The sequence below is a fragment of the Catonella sp. genome (genome assembly GCF_052169795.1).
Lineage (GTDB): Bacteria > Bacillota > Clostridia > Lachnospirales > Lachnospiraceae > Catonella.
In genome coordinates this window covers 1-11,455 of sequence record NZ_JBQNBU010000068.1, presented here as the reverse complement: position 1 = coordinate 11,455, position 11,455 = coordinate 1, and the positions used below count along the sequence as shown (strand labels likewise).

The 11,455-nt window shown below is 32.1% G+C and carries 8 protein-coding genes; all 8 read left to right on the top strand.

What is annotated here, in order from left to right; genetic code table 11:
* The first annotated feature begins 188 nt into the window (after positions 1–188).
* The gene (locus tag ACTTKP_RS09315; RefSeq protein ID WP_442553629.1) at positions 189–2,183 is read left to right on the top strand and encodes a hypothetical protein; all 1,995 of its coding nucleotides are present in this window, start codon (positions 189–191) and stop codon (positions 2,181–2,183) included.
* Positions 2,184–2,200: 17 nt separating this feature from the next.
* Entirely contained in the window at positions 2,201–4,051 is a 1,851-nt protein-coding gene (locus tag ACTTKP_RS09310; protein ID WP_442553628.1) for a WG repeat-containing protein, read from the top strand.
* Positions 4,052–4,272: 221 nt separating this feature from the next.
* On the top strand, positions 4,273–5,775 hold the full coding sequence (locus ACTTKP_RS09305) for a toll/interleukin-1 receptor domain-containing protein (protein ID WP_442553627.1): 1,503 nt from the start codon (positions 4,273–4,275) through the stop codon (positions 5,773–5,775).
* A 23-nt stretch (positions 5,776–5,798) separates the two neighbouring features.
* Positions 5,799–7,016: a PD-(D/E)XK nuclease family protein gene (locus tag ACTTKP_RS09300; RefSeq protein WP_442553626.1), complete on the top strand. Its 1,218-nt coding sequence runs from the start codon at positions 5,799–5,801 to the stop codon at positions 7,014–7,016.
* 16 nt (positions 7,017–7,032) lie between these two features.
* Positions 7,033–7,833, top strand: coding sequence for a hypothetical protein (locus ACTTKP_RS09295; protein ID WP_442553625.1), 801 nt, complete (start codon positions 7,033–7,035; stop codon positions 7,831–7,833).
* Positions 7,834–7,944: 111 nt separating this feature from the next.
* Positions 7,945–8,376, top strand: a complete 432-nt coding sequence (locus ACTTKP_RS09290; protein ID WP_442553624.1) for a RyR domain-containing protein — start codon at positions 7,945–7,947, stop codon at positions 8,374–8,376.
* 14 nt (positions 8,377–8,390) lie between these two features.
* Positions 8,391–10,157: a WG repeat-containing protein gene (locus ACTTKP_RS09285; RefSeq protein ID WP_442553623.1), complete on the top strand. Its 1,767-nt coding sequence runs from the start codon at positions 8,391–8,393 to the stop codon at positions 10,155–10,157.
* Between the two features lie 337 nt (positions 10,158–10,494).
* The coding region (locus ACTTKP_RS09280) for a Mur ligase family protein (protein ID WP_442553622.1) at positions 10,495–11,455 on the top strand (961 nt) is incomplete at its 3' end.

Genomic DNA, 11,455 nt, shown 5'->3' with positions numbered 1-11,455 from the left:
ACAGGACAGGACAGGACAGGACAGGACAGGACAGGACAGGACAGGACAGGACAGGACAGGACAGGACAGGCTATAAATATAATTTAATATATGATTTAAAGCTTAAGTATATGAAAATTAGGCACTTATTTTGATGTAATCAGAATGGGTGTCTTTTTGTGTTTAAAAATAAAATTGGAGGATAAACTATGGGCTATACTATGCTAAAAAATGAAATGCTGAATGACAAATCGGTAGACGATTATACACTTTACGGAGCTGCTTTATCTTTTATAAGAAATAGCTGTGAAGGACTTAGATTTAATGAATACGAGGCGACAGATGTAAAGGCAGATAATCTGGATAGTAAAGGAAAGAGTCTTAAACCAAATCAGATTCCTTGTAATATGGAAAAGGACATTGATAGGCTCTGCCTTGAGAATGCTTTATCAAGGTTCTTAAAATCAGGCAGGAAAGAAGATGCCTTTGATGTATATTTCTGCTATTTAGAAATGTTTGTAGGAGATTATGAGAAAACAAGGCGGATGATAGAATTACTTTCAGAATTTGAAACAAATGGCAGCGGACTTCTTATGAAACATAGGGACCATTATTCGCATTCTGTATATGTATTCTCACTGGGACTTGCAATTTTTGAGTCTAACAGCATATTTAGAAATGCTTATAAGGATTATTATAAAATTAGTGATGAACATGAAGCGGCACACCATTTTTTAGAATACTGGGGACTTACAGCATTGTTTCATGACATAGGCTATCCTTTTGAACTTCCATTTGAGCAGGTATGTTCTTATTTTGAGGTAGAAGGTAGTAAGAGGAGTGAAAGACCTTTTGTGGCTTATCAGGATTTGGAGAAATTTATAACGATTAATGAAAATGTAAAAAATAAATTGTCTAAAATTTTCTCTGATAAAACATTTACCAGTACAAATGAACTCTTTGCATATATTTTAGCAGAGAAACTTGGAGCAGTTTATGACAAAACTGTTACAGAAGAAAAGATGATTGAAGTCTTGACTGATAAGCCGACCAAACCAAATGAGTTTAATCATTTTATGGATCATGCTTATTTTAGTGCTACAGTATTATTTAAGAAATTATTTGAAGAAATGCAGTTAGATATAAAAAAAGAGCATTTGGATGCACTTACTGCAATACTTATGCATAACAGTCTGTATAAGTTTTCTGTTGCAAAATATAAAAGTGAGGGAAATAAGCCTTTTAAAATAAATATACATCCTCTTGCTTATATTCTCATGCTCTGCGATGAACTTCAGTGCTGGGATAGAACAGCTTATGGAAGAAATTCAAAGAAAGAGTTGCATCCAATGGGAGCAAGCTTTGATTTTTCAAACAATCATATTAAAGTAAGGTATTTATATGATGAAAATGAATTAGCTAAAATAGATAATTTTAAAAATGATTATATAGAATGGCTGCAGTCAGGAAGTGGAAAGACACCGAAATTAAAGGCATATTCATCTATGTTTATAAAGAAAGAGGATAAGTCGGAATTTCAGGTGGATATAGAGAGAATTATTGATTTGACGAATATCGGGTTGGAAGTTGAAACAGGACTTGCTAAACATATTCATGCAGACAATAGAAGTTATCTTTCAGATAGCAATTTTATTAGTCTTTATCATTTTGCAGTAATTCTTAATGGACGCTGGAGAAAGGTAGATGAATGGAAGAAAGCAAAGGCGGCAGGTCATGAAGAAAAGTTTATAAATGATGAGACTATAAAGTCAGAGTTTGCAGAAAGTTTTAAGAATCTTTCATTAGAATATAAGCTGTCAAATATCAACCAGGCTAAGGCCTTTGCACAATACCTGAATGAGATAGGCTGCTTTTATACAGATAAGCAGGTTGATTTTGATCTTGTTAATGAATTTTCAAATGAAGAACTCTTAAAAATAGGTTTCTTAGAACATATGAGATGGCTTAAAGAACACTATGAAATGGGATGGACTTATGGAAATCCTGAAGAAGAAAAGAGGGAATTTGAAAGAAAGCATAAGGACATGATACCTGATTTCAATGGAACTGAAGTCACAGAAGAAGATGCAAGAAAAAATTATGAAAGGCTTGATAAGGTGGAGCAGGATAAGGATACTGAGCCTATGGAATGTATGCTTGCGATGATTAGGATGTTTGATGGACTGAGGATATATAGGTTTTAATTTAGGAGGGTAATGTAATGAAAAGAAAAATTCTGAATAAGATATGCGTACTTTTAGTTTTCTCAATTCTATTTGCTATTTGTGGTGGAAAAGAAACTTATGCAAAAGCAAAGTATGATTGGATTTCAGCTTTTGATAATGGCATGGCAAAGTTTTGCAAAGACGATGAATTCGGTGTGATTAATAGTAAAGGAAAGGAAATAATAAAGATTGGAAAATATGACTATATAGGTTTTTTTGGTGATAGGATGGTACCGGTTCTAAAAGGAGAAAAATGGAGTTATATTGATGAAAATGGTAAAGAAGTGCTGAAAGTGGGCAAACATAACTGGGCAGATGAGTTTGTAGAAGGCATAGCTCAGCTTATGGATAATAAAACACATAAAGTTGTAAAATATACTATTATAGATAAGACTGGTAAGGTAATAAAAAAACTGAAAGGTAAAACATGTTCCTTTTTTTATGAAGGTTTGGCTCTGGTTCAGGTAATCGGTTCGGAGGATTGGGGGGTTATAGACAAGACTGGCAAAGAAATAGTAAAAGTAGAAAATCATGGCTATTTAATGGACATTGATAAATTCATAAATAAATTCATAAAAGAAATCCGTGAAAATGGAAAAGCATGGATAGAAAAAGATGGTAAGCATGTTTTAATTAATAAAAAGGGAGAGGAGCTGAGATGGTATGATTCAGTGAATAGCTTCCAAGATGGATTTGCAACAGTTGAAAAAAATGGTATGTATGGTCTTATTAATGAAAAATTTGATGAAGTGGTAGAGTTAGGAAAATATGACTATATAGATTACTTTAATGAAGGCTTGGCATGGGTAAGAAAGAATGATGAGTTTGGATATATTGATAAAAATCTTAATGAAGTTCTTATGTTTAGAAAAGGTGAATATGATAGCAGTAGCGGATTCTTTGAAGGCCTAGCTAAAGTGGAAAAAGATAAAGCATATGGTTTTATCAACAAAAATGGAGTGGAAGTAATAAAGCCGAATTTAGAGTATGGATATGCACTCTCTTTTTCTGACGGACTGTCTATAGTAAAGAAGGATAATATATTCGGAGCTATAGATAAAAATGGCAATATTGTATTTAAGCTTAAACCAGGACAGTATGATCGTGTTTATGATTTTAAAGAAGGCATCGCAAAGGTAAAAAAAGGAGAACAATATGGATATATTGATAAAAAGGGAAATGAAGTAGTAGTACCTGGATATTATGATAATGATGTAGTTTTTTATGATGGGCTTGCTAAAGTAAAGAAAGGGAATAAATGGGGCATTATCAATAACACTGGTAAACCAGTTGTGCCATTTGGAAAATATGATAATTTGCTTGAAGTTACTAATTTTGCACAAGAAGTAATGGTAAGTGGTATGACTATGGAATTGAAAGATAATAGCTGGATTTATCATATGGACAAGACTTCAAGCTGGATTAAGAATATAGAGGAAAATGAAGATAATTTTAGCGATGGAGTCCTGTTAGTCCGCAAAGATAAAAAGATAGGCATGATTGATAACAATGGTAATGAAGTTTTAAAACTAGGAGAATACGAATATATAGGTGAATTCAATGACGGGCTTGCATTAGCATATAGAGATAAAAAATGGGGCTTAATCAAAAAAGACGGTACTCAGGTAATAAAGCCAGAATGCACATATATAGGAGCTTTTAATGATGGGCTTGCTCTTATTCAAAGAAATAAGAAATGGGGCTATGTAGATAAAACAGGAAAAGAAATGATAAAGCTTTCTTATGACTATGCAAATAACTTTAATGAAGGCATAGTACCTGTCCGCAAGGGAGATACGTGGTATATCATTAATACAAAGGGAAAAGTTGTAAGGAAGATTAAATAAAGGAATTTAAGGAGGATGGAAAAAATGACACCAGAACAAAGAGAAGCAAGAAAAAAATTATGAAAGGCTTGATAAGGTGGAGCAGGATAAGGATACTGAGCCTATGGAATGTATGCTTGCGATGATTAGGATGTTTGACGGGCTGAGGATATATAGGTTTAATTAAGTATTTATTATATATATTTTGTATTAGAAATAATAAAATTTAGGAGGATGGATATATGACACCAGAACAAAGAGAAGCAAGAAAAAAATCAGCTGAAAGTGGAAATATTCGTTGGATAAAGGATAACTGTCTTAGAGATAAAGATTCAAAAGATGATTATGTTTTTATAAGTTACAAGTCGGATGATTTTGAGAAAGTGCTTGATGATATTTTATATAAAACTTGTAGGAAATATGGACTTAAGGTATATTTTGACACAGCCTTTGATGAAAAATCAGATTCTTGGATTAATCAGTATTATGATAATATGTCATCCTCACATTGTAAAGCGTTTATAGCATTTTTAACTAATGTCTATTTTTCCAGTTATGCTTGTTTATTAGAGATGATGTCAAGTAGATGTAATAAAATTGGCGAGTCATTGCACTTTATACCTATTAACTTAGAATCCATTACAGACTATAAGAGTGATGATAATACTGGATTAGGAACTTATAGATTTAGTGATGGGAAGATCAATCTTCATGCAGAAAATGAATTGGAAAAATTTAATGAAAAATTTGAGGATCTCTTAGAGGACAGACCAGAATTGAAAAAAATTTATAAGGGATATAAACATAAGGAGTTATATTATGAAAAAACAGATAAAGAACCTGCTAAAGGAGAATTATATCTTAATGTTGCTCAATGTAGAAAATTAATGGCAATGGTAATACCAAAAGAGAATGAAAATGATGGGTCTAACAAGAACTTCGAGGATATAATACATGACAAGTTGATAAAGAAGGGATTTGATAAAGTATTCATAAAAGATTGGAAAAATCAATCTAATGAGGATCCTGGAAAAGTAACAGTTAATAAAAACAATACCGAATCTGAAGAAGTTACACAAACTGTGAAACCGACATCTGAGACTGTTACACAGGCTGAAACGGAGTCATATACTGATAAAGTTGAGGTTTCAAAAGTATTAGAGAAAAGCAGTCAATCTACAATGAGGAATAGTAATGCTATAATAAACGAAACCACAACCCTTGCTGAGTTTGAAAAATTATGTGAAAGTGTAGATTTCTGCCAGAAATTAAGAACAGCTAGGAAACAAAAGCATGGAGCAGGGCAGATTTTTGATTTCCTTGTGGCATCTTTACTTGGTGGGTGTGATAAAAAGATTCCGGATGATAAAAATACTTCAGTGCGTAAAGGAGCATTTAATTACTGTGTATATGCTATTTCTGAAGTTGTAGACCTGGAAAATGTGAAATTAGGAGCAAGTCAGTATACTTGGATGTCAAATGCAAGAAAAGCCATGCGTAAAGAAGATATGCCGGATAATTTCTTTAATGATAAAGGAAAAGTAAAATCCGGGACACTTGGAGAATATAGTACTATATTTGAGCAATTATCTTCAGACATGACAATAGGTGAAGTGTTAGATAAATATAAGGCTAAAGAAAGAGGATTTCATACTAAGAACAATGAAGGAATATTTGAAGCCTGGGAACTTATTAAAAATATTGATGTAAAAGAGGGTAAAAAAGGTTTAGAAGAACTTATGTAAACCATAAGAAATGAGGTATTCCATTGAATATAGAACAGATAGAGGAACTGCTTGCAAGCAAGCAGTTCCAACAGCTTAAGTACTTTCAAGAAAAAACAAATGTATTTACTATAGTCGGCCAGACACATACAGAACATTGGCATAGTTCATTTATGAGCTGGCTTTTTGATCCTAACTCTAGCTTGAGGCTTGGTCACTATCCCTTGGTAAGACTTTTGTCGCTCTATATGATAAAAAGTGGAGATGAAGAACTTACTTTAAAATCGGTATTTAATATGAAACTAGATAACATTCATTTCGAAACTGAGAGGACATTTTTTACAACAGATGGAAAAAAACGCTCCATAGATGTATATGGAGAAAGTGATGAACTGGTAATTGTAATAGAAAATAAGGTAAAAGCCAGAGAAAATATGAATGGCACGGATGTAGGACAAACTAAGGACTATAGAGATTATGTTGAAGGACATAAAAAATTAGGACAGAAAGTAATATGTTTGTTTGTAACACCTGATCCCAAGCAGAAACCATATGATAGAAACTACACACAGATTACATATCAAGAGATGTATGATTATGTAATTGCGAAATGTATAGAACATCCACAGCTGGGGAATGATGGAAAATATATGTTGGAACAGTATTCAAATAATCTTAGAGAAGCTGTCCATGGTTCTCCTATGGCTCTAGTAAATACTGCATTATGTAAGGAAATTTATGATTTACACAAGGAACTTTTGGATGAACTTTTCGATGATGTGGAGAAAAGCTTTAATTATACTGAAGATGACAAATTGTCTTGTGTTGTATATTCTCGTTACCAGAGTATTTTTGACGAAATATACCTTTCGCTTGATGAAAAGCATTATGGAAGGACACCAAAGTCAAACGTCAAAAGAAAGATTATAAGTTTTACTGATCTTTATAATGCAGGCAAGATTCAAAACGGTACTGAGTTTATGATGGAATATGAAGGAGTATTCCATTATGCTGTAGCAGAGTATGATGAAAAAGAGAAGGAATGTTATATGCTTCTTTTAAACGAGAAAAAAGAGCCTTATTATAATTTGAAAGGTGAAAAGATAGGATTTTATAAGGCATCTTCACAGGCTGGTTTAGATGCTGTAAACATATATAGAAAGAATAATAATATAGATACAAAGCTTACTACATTAAATGGTCCTTCTTACTGGAAGACGGAAGAAGGAATCACAATTAAGAGCCTAATTGATTCATTGTAGAATACTTGGAGAGCAAATGAAAAATAAGAGAAAAATTATTGTATTATTAGCACTTATACCATTTATCATAGGTACTCTGGGGTACAGTATGTGTGAATCTAGATTTACAGATGCACTGTATGCATCATTATCCTTGTATTTTACAAATAAAGCCTCCGATGGGTACAATATTTTTGTAGAAATTGCAAGATGGACAGCTCCGTTAGTTACTGCGGTGACTATTCTTTCTGCAATAAATAATGTATGGCAGGCTATGAAGTACAGGCTAGACTTGATTGGTGGCAAGAAGACGGTAGCGGTATATACAGATGACAATATTAAATTTCATGAAGGAATAGGTACAAAAGTAATTTATTCGGGTGATAGTTTTAAAAATTATACACAATATCACATAATAATGTTTTCTTCCGATAGAAAGACTTTTGAATTTTATAAAGAGCATGAATCTGAACTATGCAATAAAAAGGTTTATATCGGCATCATAGACATAGAAGGAAGTTTATTGAAAACAATACCGGATGCTGTAGTATTTGATATTAACAATATGATAGCCAGAGGATTTTGGAAAAAGCTTGGAATGTGGAAAGAGGGGAAGGAAAAACTTGATATTGTAATTTATGGTAGCAGTAATCTTGCGGGAGACATAGTAAGTACGGGATTGCAGATGAATATTTTTTCTTTGAATCAGCATATAAACTATCATTTTATTACAGATAATAAGCTTTACCCGATAAGGCATAAAAAGCTGCGGCTTATGAACTCAGATAAGCTTGAATATTATTCTACAGATGATGAAAATATCTGGGAAATTATTTAGAATGCAGATAAAGTAATTGTTGCAGATGAGGTAAAAGCAGAATTATTACAGACAATTGTTTTAAGTGCCAATAATGCGAAAGTATATTATTATTCTCCTGAAGATGGAGATATGAGTTCGTATATTGAGTATAGAAAACCTGTACCTTTTGGGAGATATAAGGATGTATTTACAGAGGAAAATATACTGCGTGAGAAGCTGATAGAGAAAGCAAAAGCTTTGCATAATTACTATGAATCAATATATAATACAGGTAAGAAATGGGAAGATCTTTCAGGTTTTCTCCGTGGATCCAACATTTCAGCGGCAGACTTTGGGAATATTTTAGCTGATCTTAACAAAGATGAGATGGAACTGGCAGAACTTGAGCATATAAGATGGTGCAGATTTAATTTTTTGAATTATTATAAGTATGGAGAAGTAAGAAATGATGTTGAGAGGATTCATAATGATTTAGTACAGTTTGACGAACTTTCACTTGAGGAACAAAAGAAAAATATAGAGGCTGTAAGGATTGTGAAAGAATTAGTAAAAGAAAATTAGTAAAAGGAGATTTTATGTTAAAGAGAATATCAATAAAGTTGAGTTTAGGGCTATTGCTTGCGATAGTAATAGGAACATTTAATTTGCCTGTAGTATATGCGGCAGAGAGCAAGATTAGGTATGGAGCAGCAATGAAGGATGGTAAGCTGTATTCAATAGAGATAAATGGAGAGTCAGCTACAACTACACTTTGTGATGAAAGTAACCCTATTGGTAAAGGATATGAAGGAAATTATTTTATAATGCCATCTAATATAACAGGTGAAAGGTTTTATAAAATATTTGATAAATATGGAAAAAATATTGAAACTCTGAGCAGTAAGGAATATGATATAAAGGCTTTTAAAGCTGATGGCGAAGGAAATAAGGAATATGGAGGTACTGAGCTGAATAAAGCTTATGATTTTGTAGTTTTTACTTCAAGAGATGATGAAAATGCAATAAATTATATTTATACTAATGAAAAAGGGTTATTCATTAATAAATATGATGAAGAAGTATTTGAAAAAAGTGAGAAGGATAGTCTTGTTGTAAAGAAAAATGACAAAATGGGTGTTATTAATAAATTAGGAGAAGAAGTTGTAAATTGTGAATATGACGATATAACTTTTATAGATGGCTATATTGCTGTAGCAGATAAGGATGAAAAAATAGAATATACAGATATAAGGAATAAAAAAAAGCTGGAGTATGATCATATTATAAAATCATATGCATTAGGCAGCAAGAAAGAGATATATAGAGCAGTAGTGAAAAATAAAAAGTGTGGTATTATAAACTCTACAAGTAAAGAGATCATTCCTGTACAGTATGATGATATGGTTATAGATTCTGATGGTTTCAGAGTAATAAAAAATAATAAATTTGGATTCCTAGACCTGAAAGGAAAAGTTATATTACCTTGTAAGTACAATTATTTAGGTGAGTTTTCAGAAGGACTAGCTTTGAGTGGGAAAAAATATGATTGGACCTATATAAATAAGAAGGGGAAAAAAGTTCTTCATTTTAAATATGAGGATATGGGGAATTTAAGCAATGGTCTTATACCAGCTAAAAATAATGGCAAATGGGGATACATTAATAAAAAAGGAAAGAAAATAATAGATTTTAAATATGACGATGTGAATCAATTTGAAAATGGATATGCTACCGTTATGAAAAATGATGAATGGGGATTGATAAATAGAAAAGGAAAAGAAATATTTGAATTTAATAGTGATAGTCCAATATTGTTAAATCAGTATGGAATAGCAGTAATAGAAAAAAATAGAAAATATGGTTTGATTAACAAAGCTGGAAAAATAATATATCCTTGTAAGAGTGTGCAGCCAATTAGATTTTATGAATATGGTATAGCACGAGCAATAGAAGATGGAAAATATATTTTTATAACAAAAAATGGAAATACCATGCAGAGTGAAGTGGATCATATAATGTGTAGTAAGGAGCTGATACTGGTACATAAAGAAAATCATACTTATTGGTTATATAATAGTCAGGGAATACGGCTGACAGATAAAGATTACTTGGGTAATACCAGAATAACTAAGGATGATTTAGCTATTTTAATATATAAAGGTGATAATAAATTTATGTATTCATTCAAGCTTGTTGATGGAAAAATGAATGAAGTAATACCTGAAAAATATTATTATGTGGCTTATAGTGATGGATATTATATTGTTAAAACAAAGGAATATCCGGGTAAGCTAAGCATTTTCACAAAAACCGGTAAACAGCTAATTCCTTTTGAATATGAAATGGCATATGTTTTTGATTAACAGAAAATACTTGTTCAATAATCTAAATGTAAGGTTTAAACAGAAATAAGAATGATATAAAACAAAAGAAATGAAATATAAGCGTTAAGTTGAAGTAAATAAAGGGGCTGTCGCAATAAGTAAAAATACAACAAGATATAGTGATTCTATTGTCAAATTATGACTGTATTTTGTGTATCTGATTCTTAATGCGCCAGCCCTTCTATATCATACCGCAAACACCACATAAAGCGGTACAGATTTCAAATCCAAAATTCTTAGCTGAAGAACAATAGCACTAGACAAATCAAAATAAATGATTTACACTATAACAGATAATGCTTTTAAGGAGTTTAATATGTTAGCAGGCGAACTATTATCATATATAAAAGTTAAAAAAATCTGTGGAGATATAGAGAAGATTGATATAAAATATATCTCTGAGGACAGTAGGAATATAAAGGAAGGTACCGCTTTTATCTGTATAGAAGGAAGTCAGGTAGACGGACATTTATTCGTAGAGGGTGCAAAAAATAACGGTGCTAAGTTGTTTATTGCATCAAAAGATATAACTGACAAGGCAGGTAATGTACCTGTTGTCTACGTGAAAGACACGTTGAAGGTGATGGCACTTTTATCAAATGTGCTGTATGGTAAGCCTGATGAAAAGCTGTTTATGGTTGGCATAACAGGAACTAACGGTAAAACTACCACAAGCTATCTGATTAATCATATATTTGAAACCATGAAACTTAAAACAGGCTTGATTGGAACTATTCATCATAAGATAGGAAAGAAAATAATCCCTACCAAAAATACAACACCTGTTTCGGCGACTTTGCAGGGACTTTTAAAGGAAATGGTGGCTGAGAAATGTGATGCCTGTATTATGGAGGTGTCTTCTCATGCGCTGGCACTTGATAGGGTTATTGGCTGTGATTTTGACTGTGCAGTATTTACCAATCTGTCGCATGAGCATTTGGACTTACACAAGACTATGGAGAATTATGCACATACTAAAGAACTTTTGTTCACACAGTTAGGTCATAATCTTAAAAATGGGAAGCTAAAAACAGCTATATTAAATATAGATGATAACTATTCTAAGGAGTTTATGTCACATACACCGGCAGAAGTCATTACCTATGGTATAAATGATGAAACTGCAGATTTTTATGCTGACGAAATTTTATTTGATGACTGGAAAATGAGATTCGATTTGCATTTTTTAGGTGATATATACAAGGTAGAAACTAACCTTGTAGGCTTATTTAACGTATATAATGTGCTTGCTGCTATCTGTACGGCTTTTGCAAAGG

Coding starts and splice junctions, on each gene's coding strand:
- ACTTKP_RS09315 (WP_442553629.1), top strand. CDS start 189: ATGGGCTATACTATGCTAAAAAATGAAATGCTGAATGACAAATCGGTA.
- ACTTKP_RS09310 (WP_442553628.1), top strand. CDS start 2,201: ATGAAAAGAAAAATTCTGAATAAGATATGCGTACTTTTAGTTTTCTCA.
- ACTTKP_RS09305 (WP_442553627.1), top strand. CDS start 4,273: ATGACACCAGAACAAAGAGAAGCAAGAAAAAAATCAGCTGAAAGTGGA.
- ACTTKP_RS09295 (WP_442553625.1), top strand. CDS start 7,033: ATGAAAAATAAGAGAAAAATTATTGTATTATTAGCACTTATACCATTT.
- ACTTKP_RS09290 (WP_442553624.1), top strand. CDS start 7,945: ATGAGTTCGTATATTGAGTATAGAAAACCTGTACCTTTTGGGAGATAT.
- ACTTKP_RS09285 (WP_442553623.1), top strand. CDS start 8,391: ATGTTAAAGAGAATATCAATAAAGTTGAGTTTAGGGCTATTGCTTGCG.